Annotated in this window: 25 protein-coding genes and 1 riboswitch; of the genes, 7 read left to right on the forward strand and 18 right to left on the reverse strand. The window is 60.6% G+C overall.

Features of this window, described 5'->3' with window-relative positions; genetic code table 11:
• Positions 1 to 187: 187 nt before the first annotated feature.
• Complete coding sequence (locus I6L38_RS11580) at positions 188 to 1,057, reverse strand: DUF2726 domain-containing protein (protein WP_041203635.1); 870 nt, start codon at positions 1,055 to 1,057, stop codon at positions 188 to 190.
• A 210-nt stretch (positions 1,058 to 1,267) separates the two neighbouring features.
• On the opposite strand from I6L38_RS11580, the gene I6L38_RS11585 reads away from it, so the two are divergent.
• The 3 genes from I6L38_RS11585 (at position 1,268) to ppx (ending at position 5,405) form a co-directional block, all read left to right on the forward strand.
• Positions 1,268 to 1,780 carry a glycine cleavage system protein R gene (locus tag I6L38_RS11585; RefSeq protein ID WP_005302753.1) on the forward strand — a complete coding sequence of 171 codons (513 nt, stop codon included), beginning with the start codon at positions 1,268 to 1,270 and terminating at the stop codon, positions 1,778 to 1,780.
• Between the two features lie 75 nt (positions 1,781 to 1,855).
• The gene (gene ppk1 / locus I6L38_RS11590; RefSeq protein ID WP_005302754.1) at positions 1,856 to 3,925 is read left to right on the forward strand and encodes a polyphosphate kinase 1; all 2,070 of its coding nucleotides are present in this window, start codon (positions 1,856 to 1,858) and stop codon (positions 3,923 to 3,925) included.
• Positions 3,915 to 5,405, forward strand: a complete 1,491-nt coding sequence (gene ppx / locus I6L38_RS11595) for an exopolyphosphatase (RefSeq protein WP_139397919.1) — start codon at positions 3,915 to 3,917, stop codon at positions 5,403 to 5,405. The genes ppk1 and ppx overlap by 11 nt, the downstream gene beginning before the upstream one ends.
• A 65-nt stretch (positions 5,406 to 5,470) precedes the next feature.
• On the opposite strand, the gene mgtE is transcribed toward ppx, so the two are convergent.
• The 14 genes from mgtE to I6L38_RS11665 form a co-directional block, all read right to left on the reverse strand.
• Positions 5,471 to 6,814 (reverse strand): magnesium transporter, encoded by a 1,344-nt coding sequence (mgtE, locus tag I6L38_RS11600; protein WP_005302756.1) that lies wholly within the window; start codon positions 6,812 to 6,814, stop codon positions 5,471 to 5,473.
• Positions 6,815 to 6,934: 120 nt separating this feature from the next.
• Positions 6,935 to 7,104, reverse strand: a riboswitch (M-box (ykoK) riboswitch).
• A 212-nt stretch (positions 7,105 to 7,316) separates the two neighbouring features.
• Positions 7,317 to 8,525: a flagellar hook-associated protein FlgL gene (flgL, locus tag I6L38_RS11605; RefSeq protein WP_017782329.1), complete on the reverse strand. Its 1,209-nt coding sequence runs from the start codon at positions 8,523 to 8,525 to the stop codon at positions 7,317 to 7,319.
• A gap of 4 nt (positions 8,526 to 8,529) precedes the next feature.
• Positions 8,530 to 10,530 carry a flagellar basal body rod C-terminal domain-containing protein gene (locus I6L38_RS11610; RefSeq protein WP_216988498.1) on the reverse strand — a complete coding sequence of 667 codons (2,001 nt, stop codon included), beginning with the start codon at positions 10,528 to 10,530 and terminating at the stop codon, positions 8,530 to 8,532.
• A gap of 3 nt (positions 10,531 to 10,533) precedes the next feature.
• On the reverse strand, positions 10,534 to 11,625 hold the full coding sequence (gene flgJ, locus I6L38_RS11615; RefSeq protein WP_201883810.1) for a flagellar assembly peptidoglycan hydrolase FlgJ: 1,092 nt from the start codon (positions 11,623 to 11,625) through the stop codon (positions 10,534 to 10,536).
• A gap of 47 nt (positions 11,626 to 11,672) precedes the next feature.
• Positions 11,673 to 12,770 carry a flagellar basal body P-ring protein FlgI gene (locus tag I6L38_RS11620; RefSeq protein WP_010633466.1) on the reverse strand — a complete coding sequence of 366 codons (1,098 nt, stop codon included), beginning with the start codon at positions 12,768 to 12,770 and terminating at the stop codon, positions 11,673 to 11,675.
• An 8-nt stretch (positions 12,771 to 12,778) separates the two neighbouring features.
• On the reverse strand, positions 12,779 to 13,450 hold the full coding sequence (gene flgH / locus I6L38_RS11625; RefSeq protein WP_005302761.1) for a flagellar basal body L-ring protein FlgH: 672 nt from the start codon (positions 13,448 to 13,450) through the stop codon (positions 12,779 to 12,781).
• A 14-nt stretch (positions 13,451 to 13,464) separates the two neighbouring features.
• Positions 13,465 to 14,253: a flagellar basal-body rod protein FlgG gene (flgG, locus tag I6L38_RS11630; RefSeq protein WP_005302762.1), complete on the reverse strand. Its 789-nt coding sequence runs from the start codon at positions 14,251 to 14,253 to the stop codon at positions 13,465 to 13,467.
• Between the two features lie 14 nt (positions 14,254 to 14,267).
• Complete coding sequence (gene flgF, locus I6L38_RS11635; protein ID WP_005302763.1) at positions 14,268 to 15,014, reverse strand: flagellar basal-body rod protein FlgF; 747 nt, start codon at positions 15,012 to 15,014, stop codon at positions 14,268 to 14,270.
• A 151-nt stretch (positions 15,015 to 15,165) separates the two neighbouring features.
• Positions 15,166 to 16,500, reverse strand: a complete 1,335-nt coding sequence (gene flgE, locus I6L38_RS11640) for a flagellar hook protein FlgE (RefSeq protein ID WP_005302764.1) — start codon at positions 16,498 to 16,500, stop codon at positions 15,166 to 15,168.
• Positions 16,501 to 16,510: 10 nt separating this feature from the next.
• Positions 16,511 to 17,239 (reverse strand): flagellar hook assembly protein FlgD, encoded by a 729-nt coding sequence (locus I6L38_RS11645; RefSeq protein ID WP_005302765.1) that lies wholly within the window; start codon positions 17,237 to 17,239, stop codon positions 16,511 to 16,513.
• A 15-nt stretch (positions 17,240 to 17,254) separates the two neighbouring features.
• Positions 17,255 to 17,674: a flagellar basal body rod protein FlgC gene (gene flgC, locus I6L38_RS11650; RefSeq protein ID WP_005302766.1), complete on the reverse strand. Its 420-nt coding sequence runs from the start codon at positions 17,672 to 17,674 to the stop codon at positions 17,255 to 17,257.
• Positions 17,674 to 18,072 (reverse strand): flagellar basal body rod protein FlgB, encoded by a 399-nt coding sequence (flgB, locus tag I6L38_RS11655; RefSeq protein WP_005302767.1) that lies wholly within the window; start codon positions 18,070 to 18,072, stop codon positions 17,674 to 17,676. The genes flgC and flgB overlap by 1 nt, the downstream gene beginning before the upstream one ends.
• Positions 18,073 to 18,135: 63 nt before the next feature.
• Complete coding sequence (locus tag I6L38_RS11660; RefSeq protein WP_095592404.1) at positions 18,136 to 18,960, reverse strand: protein-glutamate O-methyltransferase CheR; 825 nt, start codon at positions 18,958 to 18,960, stop codon at positions 18,136 to 18,138.
• 18 nt (positions 18,961 to 18,978) lie between these two features.
• Positions 18,979 to 19,890 (reverse strand): chemotaxis protein CheV, encoded by a 912-nt coding sequence (locus I6L38_RS11665; protein WP_005302769.1) that lies wholly within the window; start codon positions 19,888 to 19,890, stop codon positions 18,979 to 18,981.
• A gap of 222 nt (positions 19,891 to 20,112) precedes the next feature.
• Between I6L38_RS11665 and flgA the strand changes: the two genes are divergently transcribed.
• From flgA to I6L38_RS11680, 3 genes are all read left to right on the forward strand, one after another.
• Positions 20,113 to 20,718: a flagellar basal body P-ring formation chaperone FlgA gene (gene flgA / locus I6L38_RS11670; RefSeq protein ID WP_010633464.1), complete on the forward strand. Its 606-nt coding sequence runs from the start codon at positions 20,113 to 20,115 to the stop codon at positions 20,716 to 20,718.
• An 89-nt stretch (positions 20,719 to 20,807) separates the two neighbouring features.
• Positions 20,808 to 21,128: a flagellar biosynthesis anti-sigma factor FlgM gene (gene flgM / locus I6L38_RS11675; protein WP_005302771.1), complete on the forward strand. Its 321-nt coding sequence runs from the start codon at positions 20,808 to 20,810 to the stop codon at positions 21,126 to 21,128.
• Entirely contained in the window at positions 21,125 to 21,541 is a 417-nt protein-coding gene (locus tag I6L38_RS11680; RefSeq protein WP_010633463.1) for a flagella synthesis protein FlgN, read from the forward strand. The genes flgM and I6L38_RS11680 overlap by 4 nt, the downstream gene beginning before the upstream one ends.
• Positions 21,542 to 21,598: 57 nt before the next feature.
• Here the strand turns inward: I6L38_RS11680 and yfcE are convergent, their stop codons facing one another.
• Together yfcE and I6L38_RS11690 are read right to left on the reverse strand one after the other, a co-directional pair.
• Complete coding sequence (gene yfcE, locus I6L38_RS11685) at positions 21,599 to 22,141, reverse strand: phosphodiesterase (protein ID WP_124250083.1); 543 nt, start codon at positions 22,139 to 22,141, stop codon at positions 21,599 to 21,601.
• A gap of 10 nt (positions 22,142 to 22,151) precedes the next feature.
• On the reverse strand, positions 22,152 to 23,789 hold the full coding sequence (locus tag I6L38_RS11690; protein ID WP_216988499.1) for a peptide ABC transporter substrate-binding protein: 1,638 nt from the start codon (positions 23,787 to 23,789) through the stop codon (positions 22,152 to 22,154).
• A gap of 166 nt (positions 23,790 to 23,955) precedes the next feature.
• Between I6L38_RS11690 and I6L38_RS11695 the strand changes: the two genes are divergently transcribed.
• Positions 23,956 to 24,855: a DMT family transporter gene (locus tag I6L38_RS11695; RefSeq protein WP_216988500.1), complete on the forward strand. Its 900-nt coding sequence runs from the start codon at positions 23,956 to 23,958 to the stop codon at positions 24,853 to 24,855.
• 10 nt (positions 24,856 to 24,865) lie between these two features.
• Here I6L38_RS11695 and rsuA read toward each other — a convergent pair whose 3' ends face one another.
• On the reverse strand, positions 24,866 to 25,558 hold the full coding sequence (rsuA, locus tag I6L38_RS11700; protein ID WP_005302776.1) for a 16S rRNA pseudouridine(516) synthase RsuA: 693 nt from the start codon (positions 25,556 to 25,558) through the stop codon (positions 24,866 to 24,868).
• Positions 25,559 to 25,570: the final 12 nt, after the last annotated feature.

Genomic DNA, 25,570 nt, shown 5'->3' on the forward strand with positions numbered 1-25,570 from the left:
TCCGACGCATTGTCAAAATTTGTCGCATTTCACCTAAGTTTATCGACCCAACGGCGCCACAAGATAAATTTTGTCGACACTTTTTTTGGGGTAACGCGGGCAGGCCGCAGGCAAACAAGAGGATGAGAGGAACAGGAGCGAGAGCGCCTGCTTGCGGCCCGTAGCGGGCCGCAAGCAGGCAGGATGGTCAATGGCGGGCGTGAGTGTGGGGCGCGGCGTAACGGCACTCGGGGAAGCGGCTGCAGGCCAGGAACAGGCGGCCGGCATGGGGTCCCTTCTTGGCTTCCCGCTCCACCAACGGCGCATCGCAACGGGGGCAGTGCGGCACTTGATGGGGAGCCTCGTCTTCGTCCTCTTCCACCTCGGCAAACAGATTGTCCACCAGCTCGGCGTCGGCCGCCGGCAGCGGCGCACTGCGTGGCGATACGATGGCCTTGATGGGGGCCACAGCCGGGGCTCGGCCACCATGGTGGGGCTCTTCCACCTCGACCCTGTCCAGCTGCAGAGGGCTGAAGGTGGGTTCGCGGCGCTCGCCCGGCAGCAGATCCTCTTGCGGCAGATCCGTGCTGCGGTTCAGCAGCGGCAGGATCTGTTCGCGCAGCTCCTCGACCTGATAGTGGCTGCTAGCCGGGATCTGCAGCAGCGGCAGACCGGCACTGTCAAAGGCGGCCTTGAGGAAGCTATCCCGCGCCTTGCGCTTCTGATGGCGGTGGGAGCTGTCATCGAGCTCGATGGCGCAGATGAAGGAGAGATCCGAGGGGTGGCAGAGCAGATAGTCCACGTGCTTGGCGCTGATCTTGTTGAAAGCCTGCTGCCACTTGCTCTTGCCCATCCCCGCCTCCGGCGTCAGCACATCGGCCACCCGCACCTTGGCAAAGACCCGAGCCTGGTCGCCCACCGCCAGATCCAGCACACCGAGGAAGGAGCGCTCCGCCGGGCTGAACAGGGTCTCCTGCAGCTCATAGGGCAGCGCCTTGCCCTTCTTGCCCCTGCTCCAGAAGATCGCCAGCAGAAGCAGCACCAACAACACCAATCCCGATACGACAAGGCTATTCATACGCGCACATCCCGCTCACCAGAGCCAGCTAGTTTCACAATACAAAACAGGGGCATCACTCTACCACGCAGCTGCGGGCGCAGGCAGTGCAGAAATGGCGTCAGCCCCCTCTTCGCCGCGCTTTTTCGCCATTTTTGCTGCCGGCGGGGCTTCATATGGCCTGTGACAGCAGGCACAATGCTGGAGAAACCCAATTCCAAGGAGAGCAGGATGCAAAAGCAATTGGTCGTGACCGTAATCGGCGCAGACAAGCCCGGTATCGTCGAGAGTCTGGCGGACGTCATCAGCCACCAGCAGGGCAACTGGCTGGCCAGCTCCATGAGCGAGCTGGCGGGACAGTTTGCCGGCATCCTGCACGTGAGCGTGCCTGACGAGCACTACCGCAGCCTGTGCGAGGCGCTGGCGATGCTGCCCGGCCTCACCGTCAGCTTCGCCGAAGGCCAGCTCAGCCAGGAGCCGGAGCGGCAGGTGATGGTCAGCGTCACCGGCAACGACCGGGCCGGCATCGTCCACGAGGTGGCCAGCATCTTGCGCCAGCTCAACGTCAACGTGGCCGACCTCACCACCGGCTGCGAGCCCGCCCCCCATTCCGGCGCCCCGCTCTTCTACGCCCACGCCCTGGTGGCGCTGCCGCCCCGGCTCGAACTGGGGGATCTCATCAGTGCGCTGGAGTCCCTCTCCGACGATCTGGTGGTCGACATCGACCAGGCCTTCATCGACTGAGCGGATGGTCATCAATCTGTCATATTTCCACGCCATAACTGCCGCGCAGACGCGACCTGACCACAGAGGCATCACATGAGCACCGACAAGCAGTATGAAGAGAAGGAGCTGAGTTGGCTCTCATTCAATGAACGGGTGTTGCAAGAGGCGATGGACAAGACGGTCCCGCTCATCGAGCGGGTCCGTTTTCTGGGGATCTTCTCCTCCAACCAGGACGAGTTCTTCAAGGTACGGGTGTCGGACGTCAAGCGCCGCATCCTGATCAACGAGGTGCACGGCGGCGACGACGAGGCCAAGGTGTTGCTGCGGGCCATCCAGCAGAAGGTGATGGCGCTCGGCGAGGCGTTCGACAACACCTACAAGGAGCTGCTGATCGCGCTGGCCCGCCACAACATCTTTCTGGTCAACGAGAACCAGCTCTCCGAATCCATCCAGCAGTGGCTGCGGGTCTTCTTCAAGGAGAAGGTGCTGCGCCACATCATCCCGATCCTGCTCAACAAGGAGGTCAACCCGGTCAAATTCCTGAAAGACGAGTACACCTACCTGGCCATCGAGATGAAGAAGAACGGCCAGGTGATCCAGTACGCCCTGGTGGAGGTGCCGACCGACGATCTGCCCCGCTTCTTCCAGCTGCCGCCGGAGGGCACCCGCCGCAAGAAGCAGATCATCATCCTGGACAACGTCATCCGCTTCTGTCTGGACGAGATCTTCAAGGGCTTCTTCGATTACGACGAGATTGCCGCCTACGCGGTCAAGCTGACCCGGGATGCCGAGTATGACCTCTCCGACCAGCTCGACCTCAGCCTGGTGGACAAGATGAGTGATGGCTTGAAACAGCGCCTCACCGCCATGCCGGTGCGCTTCGTCTACGAGCGGGAGATGCCGGCGGCCATGATAAGCTTCTTGAAGCTCAAGCTGCAGATCAGCTCCTACGACGCCATCATGCCGGGCGGGCGCTACCACAACTTCAAGGATTTCATCGGCTTCCCCAACGTGGGTCGGGACTATCTGGAGAACCCCAAGCTGCCGGCGCTCGATTGCCGCGACTTCGACGGTTTCGTCAACGCCTTCGACGCCATCACCAAGCAGGACATACTGCTCTACTACCCGTACCACAAGTTCCACCACTTCACCGAGCTGGTGCGCCAGGCGGCCTTCGATCCGGCGGTGAGCGCCATTCGCATCAATATCTACCGGGTGGCCAAGAAGTCGCGCATCATCCACTCCCTGATCGATGCCGCCAACAACGGCAAGAAGGTGACCGTGGTGGTAGAGCTGCGCGCCCGCTTCGACGAGGCGGCCAACATCGACTGGGCCAATATCCTGACCAATGCGGGGGTCAAGGTGGTGTTCGGGGTGCCAAGCCTCAAGATCCACTCCAAGCTCTGCCTCATCACCCGCCACGAACATGGCGAAGCGGTGCGCTATGCCCACATCGGCACCGGCAACTTCAACGAGAAGACCGCCAAGATCTACACCGACTTCTCCCTGCTGACCCGCCACCCGGACATCACCGCCGAGGTGGAGAGCGTGTTCGAATACATCGAGTACCCCTACCGGCGCTACAAGTTCAACCACCTGCTGGTCTCCCCCATCAACAGCCGGCGCCAGCTCTATCGGCTCATCGACAACGAGCTCACCAACGCCAAGGCGGGGCAGCCAAGCGGCATCACCCTCAAGATCAACAACCTGGTGGACAGGGATCTCATCAACCGGCTCTACGCCGCCGGCCAGGCCGGGGTGCCCATCCAGATGATCATCCGCGGCATGTGCGCCCTGCGCCCCGGGGTGCCGGGTCTTAGCGACAACATCCGGGTCATCAGCATCATCGACCGCTTCCTCGAACATCCGCGGGTGATGGTGTTCCACAACCGGGGCAACCCCCAGCTCTATATCTCCAGCGCCGACTGGATGAGCCGCAACATTGACGGTCGCATCGAGGTGGGCACCCCCATCTACGACGAGCGCCTCAAGCAGCGCATCCTGGATATTCTCGAGCTACAACTGAGTGACACCTGCAAGGCACGGGTCATCGATGCCGACCAGAAGAACGAATACGTGAAGCGGGGCAACCGCCGCAAAATTCGCTCCCAGGTCGCGATTTACGACTACCTCAAACGCATAGAGTCAAACAATGGACAATAGCCTGTACGCCGCCGTCGATCTCGGCTCGAACAGCTTTCACATGGTGATCGCCCATCTCAGCGAGGGGCGCTTTCGCATCGTCGATCGCATCAAGGAGCGGGTGCGTCTGGCCGAAGGGATGGATGCCCACAAGCGGATGAGCCCGGAGGCGATGGCCCGCGGCCTCGCCTGCCTGTCGATCTTTGCCGAGCGGCTCACCAACATCAATCCGGATCAGATCCGCATCGCCGGCACCTACACGTTGCGCCGCGCCAGCAATGCCCGCGAGTTTGTGAGCGAGGCGGCCAAGGTGCTCAACCACCCCATCGAGATCATCAGCGGCCAGGAGGAGGCGCGTCTCATCTATCAGGGGGTCGCCCATACCCAGCACATCGAGGGACAGGTGCTGGTAGTGGACATCGGCGGCGGCAGCACCGAGCTCATCATCGGCGAGGGGTTCGAACACAAGGCGCTCACCAGCCGCAAGATGGGCTGCGTCAGCTTCACCCAGAGCTTCTTTGCCAACGGCAAGCTCGGCGAAAAAGCCTTCAACGGCGCCGTGCTGGAGGCCCAGCACCAGCTCGCCCCCATCATCAACCAGTACCGCAAGCTGGGCTGGCAGAGCTGCCTCGGCAGTTCGGGCTCGATCCGCACCGTGCGCGATGTCCTGCAGGGTGAGGGCTGGACCGACGGCAGCATCACGCTCGCCGGGCTGGAGCAGCTCAAACGGGAGATGCTGGCCCACAAGCGGGTCGGCGATCTCAAACTGGCCGGCCTCACCGAAGAGCGCCAGGAGGTGTTTGCCGCCGCGGTCGCCATCCTGATCGGGCTCTTCACCTCCCTGCCCATCGAACGGATGGAGTACTCCGACGGAGCCCTGCGCGAAGGCTTGCTGTATGAGTTCGAGGAGCGGCTGCAGCACCACGACATTCGCGAGCGCACCGCCCAGGCCCTCGGCACCCACTACCGGCTGGACCGAAAGCAAGCCGCCCGGGTGGAACAGAGCGTGCTGACCCTGTTTGATGCCCTGCAGGTGCCATGGCAACTGCCGGTAGAGCCCTATCGCGCCATCCTCGGCTGGGCGGCGCGGCTGCACGAGATTGGCCTTGCCATCAACTACAGCGGCATCCACCGCCACTCCGCCTATATCCTGCAGCACACCGATCTGCCCGGCTTCAACCAGGACGATCAGGCCCTGCTGGCGGCCCTGGTGCGCTTCCAGCGCAAGGGGCTCAAACTCTCCGAGCTACCCGCCCTGCCCAACCACGACGAGCAGACGGTGCTGCGCTGCATCCGCATCCTGCGCCTCGCGGTGGCCGCCCACCACAGGCGTCAGGACAACCTGCTGCCCGAGTGGAAGGTCGCGGCGCAAGGCGATCAGCTGGTGGTGACCTTGCCGCTCGACTGGTGCGAGGAGAACAAATTGCTGATGCAGAATCTGGAGAAGGAGCACCGCTATTGCCAGGAGCAGGGCTGGCCGCTGCTGTTCCAGCTCGGCTGAGCGCGGGCGACGGATGCAAAAAAGGCAGCCCATGGGCTGCCTTTTGCGTTTTCTCAGATGGCGACTTACTGCAGCTCGGGCAGCAACAGCTTGGCGATCTCGAAGTAGATGATGAGACCGGTGCCGTCCACCAGGGTGGCGATGAAGGGGGCAGACACCACCGCCGGGTCGATGCGGAAACGACGCAGCACCATGGGGATCACAGAGGCGACGGTGGCGCTCCACAGCACGATGGCGATGATGGTCAGAGTCACTACCATGCCGATCTGGGGACCAACCCCCAGGCTCCAGGCCCGCACCCAGGCCGCCAGGGCAATGGCCGCCGAGATGAGCAGACCGGTGGAGATCTCTTTTTTCAGCACGGTGCCGAGGTTGCGCAGGCTCACCTCCCCGACCGCCATGGCACGCACGATCGTGGTGGTGATCTGGGTGCCGCTGTTGCCGCCGGTGCCGATCAGGAGCGGAATGAAGAAGGCCAGCGCGATGGCGGCTTCCAACTGCTCTTCAAAGGCCCGCAGCACGGTACCTGTATAGGCTTCGGCCACGAACAGGATCAGCAGCCAGCCTACCCGCTTGCGCCACAGCTGCCAGGGAGTTGCCTGCAGATAGGGGGTATCGAGCGGCGAGGAGCCCCCCTGCATCTCGGCATCCTCGGTGGATTCGAGCTCCAGGATGTCGGCGGCATCGTCCACGTGGAAGATACCCACCAGCTTGCCCTGATCCTCGACCGGCAAGGTCGAGAGGTCGCGATCGATCAGCAGGCGAGCGGCCAGCTCCTGATCCGCCCGAGCGTTGATGCGCACCACCTCCCGGTCCATCAGCTCGCTCACCGGCAGTTGCGGGTCGGCAATCAGCAGGGATTTGAGCGAGATGCTGCCGAGCAGGCGTTTGTCGTTGTTGACCACATAGAGGTTCTGGAACAGCTGGGCGTTGTCCCAGGCATCGTGGATCAGCTGCTTGGCACTGCCCACCGTCTCCTGATCGCCGATGGCCAGAAACTCGTGGCGCATGTTGGCGCCCACCGATTCGGTCGGCCAGTCGAGCAGGGAGTAGAAGGTGGACTGTACCTGCTCCGGGAAGCGGGCAAGCAGCATGGTGCGATCACTGCTTCCCAACCGGCGCAGAATGGCCAGCATGTCGCGACGGGGCATGGCCCCCTGCAACAGGCTGACGATGCTGACATGCAGTCGCATCAGCAGCCGGCCGGCACACTCCGCCGACAGCGAGCCGAGCAGTGCAGCCCCCTCGTTGATGGGCAGGGTATCGAAGATGCAGTTGAGCTCTTCCGGACGCAGGGTCAGCAGTTGATCGGCGCGCTGCACCGGGTCCAGATTGTGCTCCAGCCAGCCCTGCAGGGCGGCCAGATCGAGCAGTTGGTGACGATTGAGTAGTGTCTGTGTTTTCTTCATCACAAATGACCTCATGTGATTTCAGGCAAGACTGAGCGCGAACGGTGATCCGTCGCCGTCTGAAAGAAAACAGCAATTTGATTGACGAGTAATAGGCAGGAAATGACGCCGTTCGGCGTGTCATCATCCCCACGTACCAGCTTTAGCACTGCATAACGTATCCGGCATGCCGGAAGCCACTTGGGTTTACACCTTAATCCGATGAAAACTGTCCTGATCTTGGGCGTCTCTGGACGTCGTGAGATCAGTGGCCTGTGTTTATACAGGAGCCTCGCCTAACGAGATGCTGCAAATAGTCGCACAACCCTCTGTTGTGCGGGCAGCATGATTATCGAACGCTCAATAGGAGTCAACCCGGGGCAAGGGGCTAAATGGCCCATGGCAACAGCTTGTTACAATTGGTTGGCAAGGGGAGTTGAATGAGGATAAAAAAGCGGAAAAAAGGGACTGGAACGGCAACCATCGCTTGCGGCCAGCCAGGGCCGCAAGCGATGAAAAAAGCTCAGCGGATGTAGTCGAACAGGGTCAACTTGCTGATCTTGCTGAAGGAGAGCTGGGTGGCGCTCAGGGCTGCATCCTCTTTCGACAGGGTGGCGATCACCTCATAGAGATCCGCTTCGGAGACCTTGGCCCTCGCCTGCTGGTTGAGGGTACTCAAGCCCTCGTTCGAACCCATCACCTGCTCCAGCCCGTTCATGCGCCCGCCGATCTCCCCCAGCCCCTGATCCACGTTCAGACGGGCATTCTTCATGTGGGCGGTGGCATCCGCCACCTTCAGCTGGAAGGTATCCGGCGTGATGTTGGGATCCCGCAGCGCCGTGATGAAATCGGACATGCCATCCAGGATGTTGTTGTTCTGGGGCGGATCCAGCACGAAGTTCTGCGCCGCGCCCCCCGCCGGCAGCGACAGGGTCAGCTCCAGCCCGTTGAAGGGGATCTTGTTGCCCGCCACATAGTCGCCGCTTTGCAGCAGGGTACCGCCGCCATCCCGGATCTCGTAGGTATCCGGCGTGCCGGCGATGGTGTTCACCGTGTACTGGTTGCTGGCGAGCGAAGGGTCGTAATTGTTGCGGTAAAAACTGTCGAAGTGGCCCTGATCGGCCACCCCGACCTGAATATTGGCGCTCCCCGCACTGCTGGTACGACGGGTCGGCACGATTTCGAACAGGTTGAAGCCCGAATCGTTGGCGGCAATCTGCACCGTCGGTGACACCTGGATCTTGCGCTGGCCAGTATCCCCCTGAAAGATGTAGTTGCCGCTGGCATCCTGAATGAAGGGCTGGGTCTTGCTCTGATTGCCGCCGAAGATATATTCGCCCTGGGAGTTCTTGCTGTTCATCAGGTCGAACATCTGCTTTTGCAGCCCCTCCAGCTCGCTGGCAATAGCCTGGCGATCCTCGTACCCCACCGCCGAGTCGTTCGCCTTCTGGATCAGGGTCTGGGCACTGGTCATGGCGGTGTTGAGGGCGGTCAGCACCGTCTCCTCGTGGCCCAGGCTGTTTTCCAGCAGGCTGCCGTTGACCCCGTACTGCTTGAAGAGATCGATCTCCTTGGTCAGCGCCAGCTTCTGGCTCATGCCGGAAGGGTCCTCCCCCGCCGACTTGAACTTCTCCCCCGTCATCAGCTGCTCGTAGGCCGTACTCAGCCGCTCGTTGGCACTGTTCAGCGAGGAGATGTTGCGGTCATAGACCATGTTGGTGGTGATACGCATCGGGTTACCTCACTGATGACAGCAGGGTGTCGAAGATGGTCTTGGCAGTGCTGACGATCTGGGCGGAGGCGGCATAGGACTGCTGATAGCGGATCAGGTTGGCCGCCTCCTCCTCCAGACTGACGCCGGAGACACTCTCGAAAATCCCCCTGCTCTGGGTCAATTTCGTTTCATCGGCCTTGAGCTGGCTCTTGGCCTGGCTGGTGGTGTTGCCCACCCCGGTCACCAGGCTGGAGTAGGCCTCGTTGAAGGTCATCTTGTCGTTGCTGGTACCGGCGTTGCTGCTCTTGCGCACCAGATCCTTGTTCTGCAGTTCGGCCAGCGCCAGGCCGTTGGCATTGTCGGCAAAGCCGTCGGTGTTGTAGCTCAGGGTGAAGCTGTCATTGGCTTCCACCTTGCCGGTGATGCTGAACTCATAACCCGGGGTCTGGGTCGGAGTGGCATACACCTTGGGGCCACCGAGCGGATTCTCTAGGGCCGCCATCAGGTTCTGCCCCTTGCTGGCGGCGGGGGCAACCCCGATCAGGGTGGTACCGTCCGCGGCATAGACCTGATAGTTGCCGCTGCCATCTATCTTCACCACCTGAGGTGAGGCCGGATCCAGGCTGTTGGTGCCAAAGCCGGAACCGGCGCCGGTATTGGTGATGCCAGTGAGCTTGATCTCGCCCGAACCGAAGTTGTTCTTGCCTTTATCCGCCTTGAGCGGCGACGCCAGCGCCAGATCTTCGGCCCGGGTCACCAGCTGGTCCAGCCCGGCTGCCGCCCGCTTGGTGGGTTGCAGCAAGATCTTATCCCCCGCCGCCGGCGTGCCGGAGAGATCGAACTGGATGCCGTGCCCCGCCACCTGCACGGTGGCGGGTGGCGTGGTGCCGGTGGCCAGCGAGGTGCGGTTGCCATCCTTGTCCACCGAAAACACCTCGTAGCCGGTGGCACTGCTGAACTGCACCTCGTAGTCGAAGGTGGTCACTTCCGTCCCCTTGCCGGGCACGAAGCTCACCTTGGCGGTAGCGTTTCCGGTATTCTGGCTGTAGGGCAGGCCATCGCTCGTGCCGAGAGAGAAGAGATCCCCCCCCAGCTCGTTGTCCAGATCCATCCCCAACCGGTTTTGCTGGTTCATGGTATCCGCCATGGCGGCCGCCAGCTGACCCAGCTCGCGCTTGGCCGGCTCCAGATCGTTGCGGGCAGAGAAGAGCCCCCCTATCCCGCCGCCTATGTCCTTGTCATTGAGGGCGACCTTGTTGGGATCCATGACCAGCTGCAACTCGGACTCACGGGCATCGGGATTGCCCGGCACCACATTGAGCTGGGCAACGCTGCCGTTGAGCACCAGGGAGTGGCCGGTGCTCATGTTGACCAGCATGCTGCCGTTGTCCTGCGGCACGGTGCGGATCTCCATCTTCTCGGAGAGCTGGCGAATGGCCTCGTCCCGCTGATCGAACAGCATCAGGTTCTCTTCCGGCGTGCCCTGGGTGCGAATGATAGCCTGGTTCAGATCGTTGATGCTGTTGATCAGGCTGTTCACTCGCTTGGCTTCGTCACCGATGGTGGTGTTGATGGTGTCGGTCTGCTTGTCCAGCTGGGCCGACAGGGTATGAAAGCGGTTCACCATGCCACTCAGCCCGCTCAGGGTGGTCTTGCGGCCCGAGATGTCGGCGGGTGCTTCGTTGGCGGTATGGAATCCTTCGAAATAGGAGCTGATGGCGGCACCGACGCTGTTGCTGGTGTCCCCCAGCAGGGTGTCGGTGTTGGCGAGTTGCTGATAACGGGTGGAAGAGGCATAGAAGGCCGAGGTATCGCGTCTGACCTCCCCTTGGGCATAGGCGTTGATGACCCGCTCGGTCAGCATGTCTCCGGTGCCGAGTCCGTTGGCATTGGTATAGATCAGGGTACGTTCACGCACATAGCCCTGGCTATTGACGTTGACGATGTTGTTACTGGTGGTCTGCAGCAGCCGCTGCTGGGCCATCACACCCGAGGTACCAATTCCAAGCAGATCGCTTGCCATGACTTACAGCTCCATTTCTGTCGTGTTGGTCGCGGAGTAGCCGGCAATGGCGTCACTGCGCAATACCTGTTTCAGTTTCCTGGCATAGTGCGGGTCGGTGGCGTATCCGGCCTGTTGCAAGGCTTCGAAATAGCGATCCGGACTGTCCACCTTGGCCAGTGCCCCCTTGTAGCGGGAGCCCGATGTCAGGAAATCGACATAGTCGTTGAAGCTCTCTTCGAACGACTCGTAAGAGCGAAACGCGGCCTTCTGGCGCGATGCCACTCCTTTCTCGTATTCCAGGGTGCTGACCACCGTCTTGGGCCCTTCCCAGCGCGGGTCAGCCTTGATGCCGAACAGGTTGTGGGTCACCTGCCCCTCCCCGTTCTTGATCACCCGTTTGCCCCAGCCACTTTCCAGCGCGGCCTGCGCCACCAGCACCGCCGGGCTCAACCCCAGCTTGGCGGCCGCCTTCTTGGCCAGCGGCATCAGCCGGTCGACAAACTCTTCAGGGGAGTCGAACACCTGTGCGGTATCGTCCAGCGCCTTGTGACTGCGCATGCCGTGTGCCTCTGCCGCCGGCCCCATGGGCGGTACGGTTCGGTGGGTACGATGCAGCGCTGTCTGAGGCTGGGCATCCCCTTGCATCTCTTTCTCAGCAAAATCTTTGCCAACTTTTGAGGCAGAGATGAGATCGTTGGCGGCGGAGGTGGGCGGCTGATAGGGTTTGTAGACCCGCTCGGTGCGCTGGGGCATCTTGAGCACCCGCCCGTCGTGATGGGTAAAGGTCTCCGGCGAGAGCTGCTTGGCCACCATGGCGGCCAGGCCTATCCCCCCCTTGCTCGACATGTCGGCGACCCGCTGCTCATCCAGCATCCCTTCGTAGAACTGGGTGTAGCTGCTGTTGAAAGGGCTGTCCTGGGTCAGTACCTGGTTGGCCTGGCGCATGCTCTGGAACAGGGTCTGGGTAAAAATGGACTCGAACTGGCGGGAGGCGGCCATCAGCGCATCCGCTTTCCCCTCCTTGCTCTGGCTCAACTGGCGCAGGCGATCCAGGTTCTGGATGTCCTGTACCATGCCCAGATTCACGCCGCCGTTGTTATCTAACTCTGCCATTTTGCTTACCTCATTGCCGCCCGTGGCAACCCCTTGCCGCTTGTTGATTACAGTATGACCAGCTGGCCTTCGATGGCGCCAGCCTGCTGCAGCGCCTCCAGGATAGCCATCAGGTCGCCGGGTGCCACCCCGACCTGGTTCACCGCCCGCACCAGATCATCCAGGGTCGCCCCGGTATCCAGCTTGAACATGCGCCCCTGCTCCTGCTGCACATTGATGGTGGAGTTGTTGGTCACCGCCGTCTGGCCACCCGAGAGCGGATTGGGCTGGGACACCTGCTGATTCTCCGCGATGGTGACCGTCAAGCCGCCATGGCTGATGGCCGCCGGCTTGAGCCGCACCTGGCTGCCGATGACGATGGTGCCGGTACGGGAGTTGACGATGATCTTGGCCGCCTCGGTGGCCGGATCCACCTCCAGGTTCTCGATGGTGGCGAGATAGGAGACCCGCTGGCCCGGATCCCGCGGTGCATAGACCTTGACCGAGGTGGCATCGAGCGCCTGCGCGGTGTTGGGGCCGACCAGATCATTGACCACGTCGGCCAGCCGGCGCGCCGTGGTGAAGTCGGGACGATTCAGGTTGAAGGTGATGGTATCCCCCTGGCTGAAGGAGTTCGGAACCTCCCGCTCCACGGTGGCCCCGTTGGCGATGCGGCCGACGGTGGGCGTATTGACCACCACCTTGGAGCCGTCAGCCCCCTCGGCCCCCAGCCCGCCAACCACCAGGCTGCCCTGCGCTACGGCATAGACCCGGCCATCCAGCCCTTTCAGGAAGCTTTGCAGCAGGGTGCCGCCGCGCAGGCTCTTGGCCTCACCGATGGCCGATACGGTCACATCTATGGTCTGCCCCGGTTTGGAAAAAGGGGGCAGATCGGCATGGATGGCCACCGGCGCCACGTCCTTGATCTTGGGCTTGATGTTGTCCGGCACCTTGATGCCGAAGTTGTTCAGCATGGTGCGAAACGTCTGCTCGGTGAAGGCGTTGCTCTTCTCACCCGTGCCGGGCAGACCCACCACCAGGCCGTAGCCGATCAGCTGGTTGCTGCGCACCCCTTCCACCGAGCTGATGTCCTTGATCCGGGAGGCATGAGCCATCCCCAGGGGCAACAGGCAGCAAAACAGGGCAACAAGACGGAGCGACTTCATAACACCTCCTAGAGCGGCCACCAGGGACCATTGAAAAAGCTGGTGAGCCACCCCTGTTCCTGGCTGTTGGCCAGATCGCCGGTACCACCGTAATGGATGCGGGCATTGGCCACCTTCTGGGAGGAGACGCTGTTGTCCGTGGTCACGTCCTCGGGGCGGATCATGCCGGTGATCCGGATATATTCATTGCCGTTGTTGAGCATGATCCACTTCTCGCCGCGCACCAGCAGGTTGCCGTTGGGCAGTACCTTGGCCACGCTGACGGAGATGTTGCCCTGCAGGCTGTTGCTCTGATCCGCCTTGGCCTGTCCCTTGAAAGCGCCATTCTGGCCAAGGGAGGCAGACAGATCATAGGGGCCTGCCGTTACCGGCACACCACCCAGCATCGCCGTGTTCATCGTCAGCTTGTTGTCCTTGCCGCTCTGGGTATTGGCCTTCTTGGAGGCGGAGGTGGACTCGGCCAGCTCGATGGTGATGATGTCACCCACCTTGTGCGCCTTGATGTCCGAGTAGATGCCGTTGACCTGATCGGGCTGGAAAATCGCCCCGGTCGGTCTGACCGAGACCGGCTCCGACTCCCCGTAAACGGGGGCAAACTCGGGATCATCAGGCTTGGGGGTATTGGGGGTGCTGCTGCAGCCCCCCAACACCATCAGTCCCAGCATCCATATGGCTTTCATGGTGCGCCTCCTACTTATGTGCGCTGGATCAGGAAGGACATCATGCCGTCCACCGCCGAGAGAACCTTGGAGTTCATCTCGTACACCCGCTGGGCCTGGATCAGGTTGACCAGCTCTTCGGTCACGTTGACGTTGGAGGTCTCCAGCATCCCCTGCTTGATCACCCCAAGCCCGTCCGTGCCGGCCACCCCCTGAATCGGGGCACCGCTGGACTGGGTCTCGACGAACATGTTCTCCCCCATCGGCTGCAAGCCGGAGGCATTGACGAAGTCGCTGGTATTGATCTGGCCGATGACCTGGGAGGCGCCATCCCCCTTGAGCTGTACCGAGACCTGCCCATCTTCCCCTATGGTGACGCTCTGGGCGTTTTCGGGGATCTGGATTTCCGGCTGCAACGGATAGCCGTTGCCCGGCGTGACTATGGTCCCTTCATCGTTGAGGGTGAACTGGCCGTTGCGGGTATAGGCGGCGCTGCCGTCCGGCAGCTGGATCTCGAAGTAGCCGCGGCCGCTTATCATCAGATCCAGCGAGTTGTCGGTGGTCTGCACGTTGCCCTGGCTGTGGTTCTTCTGAGTGGCCACCACCTTGGCACCCGCCCCCAGCATCAGGCCGGAGGGAAGCTCGGTGTCGGCCGACGAGCGACCGCCCGGCTGATTGATGTTTTGATAGAGCAGATCCTCGAAGATGGCCCGGGATTTTTTGTAACCCACGGTGCTGGCGTTCGCCAGGTTGTTCGAGGTAACCGAGATATTGGTCTGCTGTGCATCCAACCCGGTCTTGCTGATCCAGAGTGCAGGGTTCATGTAAAACTCCTTGGTTAGCTGATACGCAGCAGCTGGGTTTGGGCCTCGTCATTCTCTTCCGCGGTCTTCATGATTTTGACCTGGGTTTCGAACTGACGTTGCAAGCGAATAAGGTTGGTCATTTCATCAACCACGTTGACGTTGCTCCCCTCGAGGGAGCCGGCGATGAGGCCCACATTGGCCGACGCAGCTTCATTCTGGCCATCCTTGCGACGGAACAGGCCATCCTGCCCCTTCTCCACCGCATCGGCCGCCGGGTTGACCAGCTTGATGCGCTGGTACTCCTCCGGCAGGTTGGGGGCGGCCCCCTCCGGCCGGCCGCTGATGGTGCCGTCCCGGTTGATTTCGATTTTCTCCATCGGCAGCGGCAGCACGATGGGCTGACCGCCGTCGTCCACCACGTTCAGGCCGGTGGAGGTCTGCAGATTGCCGGTGGCACTGAGCTGCAGGTTGCCCATGCGGGTATAGGCTTCACCGCCCTTGGGATCCTGCACCGCAATCCAGCCCGGACCGTCGACGGCAACGTCAAGATCCCGACCCGTGGTCATCAGCATGCCGTGCTGCAGGTTCTGTCCCGGCCGCTCCGCCATGGCGAACACCCGGGTGGGCAGCCCTTCGCCAAACGCCTGCATGCTGCGCGCCTGCTCGAAGTCAGACTTGAAGCCGGTGGTGTTGGCGTTGGCCAGGTTGTTGCTTCGAACAGCCAGGCTGTTCATGCTCTCCTTGGCCCCGGACATGGCGATGTATAGCAGGTGATCCATGGGATCCTCCGTCAAACTGATGACTCTGACAGAGGAACTGCAATTTGAATGCCAATCCCCATCAAGCTTGTCAGTTACCGCCGCAATCACCCGCAACAACAGGCAATAAAAAGGGGCGCCGAAGCGCCCCCTGTCGTGCATGCAACCAGACTTAACGGATCTGCAGTATGGTCTGCTGCAGGGAGCTGTTCACTTCCAGCGAACGGGAGTTGGCCTGGAAGTTGCGCTGCGCCGTGATGAGGTTGACCAGCTGGGAGGTCAAATCCACGTTGGATTGCTCCAGCGCAGAGGATTTGATGCTGCCCAGGGTGCCCGAATTGGGGGTGCCTGGCAGCGCATCGCCAGAGAGCAGAGACTGGCGCCAGGAGGTATCGCCAACCTGGGTCAATCCTTGCGAATTGGCGAACTTGGCAAGTGCCACCATGGCAACCTTCAAAGTAGTCGCATTGCTGTAGGTCGCCGACACAATGCCGTCCGGCGTGATCTCCACCTTGGTCAGATTACCGACAGTGGCGCCATCCTGGGTCAGCTTGGTGACGTTGAAAGGCGAGCTGTATTGCGTCACGTCACCGAGACGGATCTCCAGTGTCTGGGTGGGATCGGCACCGTTGGTGATAATCCCGGCCGCAGTACCAAGCGTGACGGTTTTGATCGGATCTGCCGGAACGGTCAGCGCTGTATCCAGTTTGCCGCCGGAGGTAAAGGTCATCTGGACGCCGGTGGGGACGCCTGCGGCCGGGCTGGGTGAACCACCAGCGATGTCGATGGGCTTGTCCCCCTCATACATGTACATGCTCCAGGTACCTGGGGTCAGCGGCGTTCCCGGGGCAGCCGGATCCTCGTGGCGGACAAAATACTTGGTGATCACATGGGGGGCCCCCAGCGAATCATATATCGTCACGGAAGTTGAGTGGGCAAAGGTGGCGGAGTTGGTGTGATCAAACGCGGCGGGTGACGTCGGTTTGGTTTTCGACTCGATACTCAGGTTGAAACTGGCCTCCACCAGCTCGGTCATTTTGGGCTCGCCCGCCCGATCCGGAATTTGAATCGGCTTGGTGGCGTTGATGCTGACCGCCTTGGGTGTCCCATCCGTGTTGATTTCATAACCTTGCAGATAGTTGCCCTGATTGTTGACCATATAGCTGTTTTCATTCAGCTTGAAGGCACCAGCCCGGGTAAAGGTACGGTCCAGGTTGGTCAGACCGTCCGACGTCACGAAGAAGCCGTTGCCCTGGATGGACAAATCAAGGGCGTTGTTGGTGAATTGCAGCGCCCCCTGATGGAACTGCTGCGCCACCGCCCCCGTTGCCACACCGTTGCCGACCTGGGTCTTGGCATTGACGAAGATGGAGTTGGCGTAAACGTCCGCAAACTCGGCACGAGACTCTTTAAAGCCCGTGGTATTGACGTTGGCAATGTTGTTGGCGGTAACGTTCAGATCTTTTTGTGCCGCGTTGACACCGCTCAAGGCATTGTTAAATGACATATCCAGCTCCTTAGATCGATGCTGTTGGCGTGGTGGTTGATGGTGTTTTCACCGTACCTGCAATCTGCAAGATACTGTTCAAGCTTGTTGTACCGAGGCCTTTCAAATTGAGCTGGGTCGGATTGCTTGCCGAACCCAGGATCACGCTGTCGACCTTGCCGTAGGCAAAGATCGGCACACTCTCCGACTTCCCGTCCACGGTACCGTTGGCCTTGAGGGTGTATTTGCCCTCTTTGGCCGGGTTTCCGTTCTTGTCCTTGCCATCCCATACAATCTCGACGTTGCCCTTCTGGTCACCTTCCAGCGGAAACTCCTTGATGACCTGTCCGCTCTCGTCTTCGATGGTGATCTTGACGTTGGAATACTTGTTTTCTGTGCCCACTGCGACCACACCCGGCAAAGAACCATCTTTTTCCAGGTAGCCGACGTTGCTCTGCAGCAAGACGTTTTGCCCCACTAGTGCCGACGCCTGCAGCGCCTGGCTGGAGGTCATCAAGGTATTGAGGCTGCCAATCTGGTTCGACAGGCTGCTGATCCCCTGGGACGTCGACATGGACGTCATCTGGGAAAGCATCTGGGCGTTGTCCACCGGTTTGAACGGATCCTGATAGGAGAGCTGCATGGTCAGCAGCTTCAGGAACGACTCCTGATCCAGCTCCTTCTTCGGAGTGGTGGTCGTGCCCGTGGTCTGGGTGGAGGTATAGCCAATACCGTTCACACCACTGGTTGTATCTGCCATTTATGCGTCCCCCTGTCAGGACTTGCCGAGGTTGAGCGTCTGCTGCAGCATCTTCTTGGCAGAATCGGCCACCTGCACGTTGGTTTGATAGCTACGCGAGGCGTTGATCATGTCCGCCATCTCTTCCACCATGTTGACGTTTGGCTTGAAGATGAAGCCATCCTTGTCTGCCATGGGGTGGTTGGGGTTGTACTCCTTGAGCAGAGGGGCATCGCTCTCGACAATGCCCTTCACTTCAACCCCGGCCGACGCCTGCTTGTCCGACATGGCCTGATCCAGCTGGGCGGCAAAGATTGGCCGCCTGGCATGGTAAGTTTTTTCCACGCTGGAGCTCACGCTGTCGGCGTTGGCCATGTTGCTGGCTACCGTGTTGAGTCGAACAGACTGTGCACTCATGGCCGAGCCTGCAATGTCAAAGACCTTGAACAAACTCATCACTGTTCTCCTTTCAAGGCCTTCAGCAGGCCACTGATCTTGCTGTTCATAAATTCAAGGGAGGTCTGGTATTCAAGGCTGTTGCGCAAGAACTCGCTACGCTCCTGCTGCACGTCCACCGTGTTGCCATCACCGGTATCCGGCTGCAGGGGATTGCGGTACTGCGTCACGCCGGGCGCATCCATCTGCAAGGCAAAGTGCTTCTCGCTGGTCGTGGCAAGGCCGAAGCCCTGATGTTGCTGGGCCTCTTCCAATGCTTGCGAGAAGTTGATGTCTCTGGCCTTGAAGCCAGGGGTATCCGCGTTGGCAATGTTGCTGGACAACACCTCGGCACGCTTGGAGCGAACGCTCAGCGTGTATTGATGGATACCAAATGCCTTGTCGAATGAAATTGCCATAGCACACCTCCTGCTTGAGAAATTATTAGCAAGAGGTGTGCCAAAGAGGGATTTAAGCGGGGATCATTTAACCTTGTAGACGATGCCGGGGTTGCAGCGGATCATCTCGAACCTGTCGGTCAAACCGGCCAGCGACTCGGAAGCCCCCAACATCAGGTAGCCGCCGGGATTGAGGCTGGCTGCAAACTGGTTGAGGATCTTGGACTTCACTTCCGGGGCAAAGTAGATGAGTACGTTGCGACAGAAGATGATATCAAACTTGCCAAGCAGGCTGTAGCTCTCCAGCAGGTTCAAGGGCCGGAAAGTGGTCAATTTTCTGACACGCTCCACCACCCGCATCTTGTTGTCGCCATAGGGTTCGAAGAACAGCTTCTTGCGCTCGGGCGACAAACCACGGGCCAGTGCCAGGCTGTCGTATACCCCCTCCTTGCACTGATTGAGCATGGTGGTCGAGATGTCCGTTCCCACGATCTGGACGCCACCTGGCAAGGTGCCGGGCTTCTTCATCTGCTGTTCCAGCGCCGTCATGGCGATAGAATAGGGCTCCTGTCCGGAGGAAGAGGCCGCAGACCAGATCTTGATGGGCCGACCGCTCTTGCCCAGTTCGGGAAAGATCTTGTCGGTCAGCAGCTGGAAGGGATAGGTATCGCGAAACCAAAGGGTCTCGTTGGTGGTCATGGCATCAACCACTGCCATTTTCAGGTCACGCTCACGCACACTCATCGCTCGAGTAACCAGATCAGACAGACTCTCAATACCAAACTGAGTCATCAAGGGTGAAAGCCGACTCTTGACCAGATACTGTTTGTTGTCACCCAGCACGATTCCGCTCTGTACCGCCAGAAAATTGCTGAATTGTTTGTATAAGTCGTCCGAAAGTGTCTTCATGCAGTTTGTTCTTCTTGATTAGAGTGCGCCTTGTACGGCCTTGGCCAATTCATCCGGCTGGAATTTGGCAATGAAATTGTTCGCACCAACTTTCTGCACCATGGCCTGATTGAACACCCCACTGAGGGATGTGTGCAGAATAACATGTAAGTCCTTGAGATTGGGATTGTTGCGGATCTCTGCCGTGAAAGTATATCCATCCATCTCCGGCATCTCGATGTCCGAAATCACCAGGGCGATCTGATCCTTGATGGGACCGTTTTTGGACATCTCCAGCAACATGTTGAGCGCTTCGCGTCCATCCTTGGCCAGCACGCACTGTACCCCGATGGCTTCGAGGGCGCGCTGCACCTGCTTGCGGGCCACGGAAGAGTCATCGGCCACCAGCACCGGACGTCCCAGGGTCGGGTGTTCTACGCTGGCCTCCACCAGTTCCTGACTCACTTCGGTCGACACCGGCGAAATCTCGTTGAGGATGCGCTCCACGTCCAGGATCTCGACCAGCTCCCCATCCACCTCGGTGACGGCCGTCATGTAGTTGATGCGCCCCGCCCCTTTCGGCGGGGGCAGAATGGACTCCCAGTTCATGTTGATGATGCGCTCCACCGAGTGCACCAGAAAACCCTGAATGGAGCGGTTGTATTCAGAAATGATGATGAAACACTTGGTCAGATCCTCGATAGGACGCTTGCCCATCGCCATGCTCAGATCGATGACGGAGATCGTCTGGCCACGAATGTGGGCCACCCCGCGAATGCAGGAGTTTAACTTGGGCATGACGGTCAAGGGAGGACACTGCAACACTTCACGAACCTTGAATACGTTGATGCCAAATCTTTGACGTCCGTTGAGACGAAACAACAACAATTCCAGCCGGTTTTGCCCCACCAGCTGGGTACGTTGGTTGACCGAGTCCAGGATACTGGCCATAAACACTCCCTAAAAACGCTTGGCATTAATCATGCATGCGTGTTGGCTTGCGTCAGACTGTCGATGTCACTACGAACGAATTCTGAAGCAAGCATAGTTAAATATGGTGATATACGTGAACAACTTATCGGCCTGCGAGCGAAAATGATTAGTAGACTTTTCCTCACCTTACTGCTGTTTTGCGGCATTTCTCACGCCACGGCATCCGAGGTGACCAGTTACTTGCAAGAAAAGGCGCAGGAATTTGTGCTCGGCCAGCTCGATGTCCCCCTCGACGCCCAGGCACAGGTGCAGGCCGCTTCCATCGATGAACGTCTGCCCCTGAGTCGCTGCGAAGAGCATCTGTCCATCACCCTGCCCGCCAAGATGGAGATCCGCCGCAATACCACCGTCTACCTCAAATGTGAGGAGGAGAAACCCTGGGATCTCTACCTGCCGGTGCGGATCAGCATACAGAAGCCGTATGTGACCGTCTCCACGCCGGTGGCCAAGGGCGACATCCTCAGCGAGAGCGTGCTGACACAGGCCTACCAGGATCAGACCCTGATCCGCGGCGACTATCTCAGCGATACCACGGCCCTCATCGGCGTTCGCAGCAAACGGGAACTCAAGCCGGGCCAGCCTATCCGGCTCAGCCAGGTCTGCGTCGTCTGCAAGGGTGACCAGGTGACCCTCAGCGCAGAAAATAGCAGCATGCAAATCAAAACCATGGCCCGAGCCTTGCAAGATGGCAGCTTCGGAGACATGATCAGGCTCGTCAATATCCGGTCAGGCAAAACGGTGCAGGGAAAAGTCAACGCAGTTGGCTCCGTGGTGGTCACCTTCTGAGTATTTTCGGATCACTTTTTTTCTAAAGTTATGACGGCAGCCACCGATAAACAGGTAAGCGAACAGCAAAGCAGGCGAAGGTAAACACTATGGCTATTAACAATATCAACAACTTGGCGAACAATCGGTTGCAAAATACCGGTAGCAGCCAGGGTGCCAGCACCAAACCAGCGACCTCGTCCTCCGACAACCGTGCGGCGGCCGTCAAGACCGACTCCGTCTCTCTGACCAGCGAGGCGCAGCAATTGCAACAGATGCAGAAGAACCTCAACTCAGCCTCCACCGGCAATGAAAGCCGGGTCGAGAGCCTGAAGAAAGCCGTGGCCAATGGTGAATATCGGGTCGACAGCGAAGCTGTGGCCAAGAAGATGTTCAGTTTTGAATCCAACCTCGACAAGTTGCTGGGATGATGGATTTACCTTCGCTGCTGCACACCCAAGACGACTACCTCTCCCAGATGCAGGGCTTGCTGGAGGAGGAGTTCAACCTGCTCAAGCAGCACCAGGCACTGGCGCTGCCCGAGCTGGCAGAGCGCAAGCAGAAGCTGCTTGCCGATATTGAAGAGCTGGACAAGGCCATGGCCCTGCTGCCCGACCTGAAACAGCAACTGAATGCCTATCCCGAGCAGATGCGGGTACTGCGTGAAAAACTCGATGCCTGCCAGGAACAGAACGATCTGAACGGGCGCCTGCTCGAGCTCAGCATCGTCTCCAACCGCCGGCTGGCAAGCTACCTGAGCAAGCTGCGGGATCGCAACTCCCTGACCTATGACGCCAAGGGCAATACCCGCTCCGGTACCCGCTCCATCGGCATCAAGGCCTGACCTTCCCCGTTACGACGACAGGCTGCCCCGCAGCACAACCATCCCCTCTTCTCTTTTTTACAGCGCCAGCTGCAACAGCACTTCGCTGTCCGCACAGGCGTGAATGCCAAGCACCCCATCCTCGTAGCGGCCATAACTTGCCGCCAGGTTGCCGCGTGGAAAACAGATGGATCCCGGGTTCATCAACACCAGCTCCCCTTCCCGCTGCAGCACGGGCAGATGGGTGTGGCCGCTGATAAACAGGCTGCCGGCAGGCAGCGGCACCTCGGCAGGCTGATAGAGATGGCCATGACTGACGAACCAGCGCCGGCCGTCCACCAGCAGCTGGTTGTAAGGGGCGGTGATGGGAAAATCCAGCAGCATCTGATCCACTTCCGAATCACAGTTGCCACGCACCGCCATGATGCGGGAGGCCAGCCCGTTGAGCCGCTCGGCCACGGCCGCGGGAGCATAGCCAGGTGGCACCGGGTTGCGCGGGCCGTGATTGAGCAGATCACCGAGCAGCAGATAGTGATCCGGCTGCCAGGGGGCGAGCTGGTCGAGCACCTGCTCCAGCGCACTCAGGCTGCCGTGCAGGTCGGAAAGAATGGCAATCTTCATGGCAAGCTCCTTACTGCTGACTGAAGTAGAGATCCTTGGTGGCGATCGCCCCCTTCAGGTTCTGCACCGGCAGGCCGCGCAGGGTAGGATCCACCAGTCGCATCTGGTTGTAGTGATAGACGGGAATGACCGGCATCTCGTCCATCAGCAACTGCTCGGCCTGGTGGTAGATCCCGCTCCTGGCATTGCCATCCAGGGTATCGGCCGCCTGTTGCAGCAGGCCGTCGAAGGCGGGGTTGCAGTAACCGCTCTCGTTCTGGGGATCCTGGCAGCGGAAGCTGTTGAGCATGGCTGAGGGCTCCACGTAATCCCCGAACAGGAAGGATCGGGCCAGCATGAAATCGCCGCTGTCTTTGGCCACCTGATAGGCATTCCACTCCATGTTGTTGAGCGTCACTTCGACCCCCAGCGGCTTCCACATGGCTGCGACGGCCAGCGCCAGCTTCTTGTGATTCTCAGAGGTGTTGTAGGTGAGCGTCAACTTGAGGGGATGTTGGCTGTCATAGCCCGCCTGGGCCAGCAGCGCCGCCGCCTTAGCCAACCGGGTCGGCTGATCCTGCAGGGCCAGGGGGGAACTCAGCGCCTCATAGCCCGGCATGCCGGGCAGCAACGACCAGGCGGGTTGCTCACCCTGCCCGCTGACCTTCTCGGTCAACAGGTGACGATCGATGGTCATGGCCAGTGCCTGGCGCACCCGCACGTCCTGCAGCTCGGGGCGGCGCAGGTTGAAGGTGTAGAGGTAGGTGCCCAGCAGCGGCAGACCCCAGATCCGCTCGGGGGTTGCCTCCCTGGTTTTCTGGTAATACTCCAGCGCCACCTTGTTGGTGAGCTGGATCTCCCCCGCCTCGTAGCGCAGCCGCTCGGCATGCTGGGAGGCGAGCGGCAGATAGGTCACCCGCTGGATCCGGGTATGGGCATCATCCCAGTACTGCACGTTGCGCTCCGCCTCGATGCGCTCGTTCGGTACCCAGTTCACCAGCTTGTAGGCGCCGTTGCTGACCAGCTTGCCGGGCTGGGTCCACTGCTTGCCGAACTGGCTGATGGCTTTCTCGTTGACCGGTACGAAGGGGCGCTGGCTTATCAGTTGCAGGAAGTAGGGAACCGGCCGCTCCAGCGTCACTTTCAGGATCTGCTCGCTCTCGGCTTCCACCCCCAGGGTGTTGAGATCGAGCGCGCCGGCGTAGATGGACTGGGCATTGTTGATGCCGGTTGCCAGCAGCAGGCCGGCAGAGGGGGAAGCCTGGGCGGGATCCAGCAGACGGCGCCAGGCATAGACGAAGTCGGCGGCGGTGAGCGGCTCGCCGTTGGACCACTTGAGCTGCGGGCGCAGGAAGAAACGCCAGACCAGCCCGTCTGCACTGGTCTCCCAGCGCTGGGCCTGGGCCGGCACGATCCGCCCCTGGCCATCCTCGCTCACCAACCCTTCAAACAGGTCCACCAGCACCACTTCACCGGGGAAGCCGGAGCGGATCTGGGCCGGGTCGAGGGATTCGGGCTCGGCGCCATTGCCCTTGACCAGGGTCTGGCGATCCGACAACGCGGGATCCTGGGATACCGTGGTCGCCTGCAGCGACGGGGTCAGCAGCAGCCCCAGCAGCAAGGGGGAGAGCCAGCGTGGTGCCGGCCGGCGTACTAAGCGGTAAACCATGACATAAACCTCGTTCAATGCACTTATTTCAGGAAAGGGGGAAGGCCGGCGGCGCGCCTGGATACGAATGCATGATGCCGCGCTTGTTATCCCCGAAGACGCCCCGTATTGTATCGGGCTTGCCCAAGAGATGGAGTCTCTCGGGCTATTTTTTTCAGGAGTTTTTATGGGGTATGAGTGGCTGGCGCTGGCAGCGGCCAGTTTATGGGCAGTGGCGGCCCTGATTTCCGTCAAACCGGCTCGCCATCTGGGGCCATTTGCCTACAGCCGCTGGCGGATGTGCCTGGTCAGTCTGATGCTCGGCAGCATGAGTCTCTTGACCGGCGGCTGGCATACCCTCTCGGGCAGCGCCCTCCCCCTGCTGGCCATCTCGGGCCTCATCGGCATCTTCATCGGCGATACCGCCCTCTACGCCTGCATGAACCGGCTGGGCCCCCGTCGCAGCGGTCTGCTGTTTTCTTGCCATGCGCTGTTCTCCGCCCTGCTCGGGCTCTGGCTGTTCAACGAGCAGTTGACCGGTTCCCGGCTGGCCGGCGCCATGCTGGTGTTTGTCGGCGTCATGCTGGCCATTCTGTTTGGTCGGCGCAGCAGCGGCAGCGAATGGGAGAAAATACGGGGCAGCCTGGCAGCCGGGGTCGCGCTAGGGCTGACCGCCGCCCTCTGCCAGAGCCTGGGCGCCATCATCGCCAAACCGGTGATGATGGGCGGCGACGTCGATGCAGTGAGCGCCTCCGGCGTCAGGATGGGCAGCGCCCTGCTGGCTCACTGCGCCCTGCGCATGACCGGGCTGCCACTGAGCAAGCCGCTGCATCCCATCAACCGTCGCATCTTCGGCATGATAGCCCTCAACGGATTCCTCGCCATGGCGCTCGGCATGACGCTGATCCTGGTGGCCCTGAGACAGGGGGATGTGGGCATGGTGGCCATCCTCTCCTCCACCACCCCCGTCATCTTGCTGCCGCTGCTGTGGTGGCACTCGGGCGAGCGGCCGTCCGCCGCCGCCTGGGCCGGTACCCTGCTGGCCACCCTGGGGACCGTGCTGGTGCTGGGCGCCAGCGGCCACTGACTCCTGGCGATCAGAAGCGGGCGATTTCCTCGGCGGTCAGCTCGCGATATTCGCCCGGCGCCAGATCATCGTCCAGCACCAGATCGCCCACCCGCTCCCGGTGCAGCCCCACCACCTTGTTGCCGATGGCGGCAAACATCCGCTTCACCTGATGGTACTTGCCCTCGTGGATGGTGAGGCGCGCCTCGCACTCCCCCAGGATCTCCAGCTGGGCCGGCCGGGTCTTCTCGGTCTCGCTGCGCAGCAGCACCCCTTCGGCAAACAGCGCAATGGCATCCGGACTGACCGGATCGGCCAGCCAGACGTGGTAGGTCTTGGCGCACTCGTGACGGGGGGAGGTGATACGATGGGACCACTGACCGTCATCGGTCACCAGTACCAGACCTGTGGTGTCGAGATCGAGCCGCCCCACCACGTGCAGCTTGCCCATGGCCGGCTCGTCCATCAGGAAGAACACGGTGGGGTGATCCGGATCCTCGTTGGAGCAGACATACCCTTCCGGCTTGTGCAGCATGAAGTAGCGGTTGCGCTGATCCAGAGTCAGGGTGACGCCGTCGAATTCAATCTGGCTCTGCTCGTTGATGTGGAAGGCGGGCTGCTTGACCACGATGCCGTCCACCATCACCTCTCCCTGCCGGATCAGTTTGCCCGCCAGCGAGCGGGTCAAGTCGGAACAATCGCAAAGAAATTTATCGAGCCGCATGCACAACCTCAG

It is taken from the genome of Aeromonas sp. FDAARGOS 1408, assembly GCF_019048665.1.
Classification (GTDB): Bacteria; Pseudomonadota; Gammaproteobacteria; order Enterobacterales; family Aeromonadaceae; genus Aeromonas; species Aeromonas dhakensis.